General features: G+C 49.5%; 1 tRNA gene and 1 rRNA gene. Both read right to left on the bottom strand.

Annotated elements, in window-relative coordinates:
* Positions 1 to 5: 5 nt before the first annotated feature.
* Positions 6 to 81: transfer RNA gene (locus IQQ51_RS24715), tRNA-Glu, on the bottom strand.
* Between the two features lie 65 nt (positions 82 to 146).
* A 16S ribosomal RNA gene (locus IQQ51_RS24710) occupies positions 147 to 206 on the bottom strand; the annotation flags it as partial.

Below are 206 nucleotides of genomic sequence, written 5' to 3'. Positions count from 1 at the left end.
AAAGATGGTATCCCGTAGGGGAGTCGAACCCCTGTTACCGCCGTGAAAGGGCGGTGTCCTAGGCCTCTAGACGAACGGGACATAGGTTACTCTTAACTTTTTAAACATATCAATCTGTGTGGGTACTCATCAAAGATATCTTCGTATAAGGAGGTGATCCAGCCCCAGGTTCCCCTAGGGCTACCTTGTTACGACTTCACCCCAGT

Source organism: Vibrio sp. OPT18 (assembly GCF_015163615.1).
Taxonomy (GTDB): Bacteria; Pseudomonadota; Gammaproteobacteria; order Enterobacterales; family Vibrionaceae; genus Vibrio; species Vibrio coralliirubri.
The sequence above is the reverse complement of the archived record's forward strand: the minus strand, read 5'-3'. Positions and strand labels throughout refer to the sequence as shown.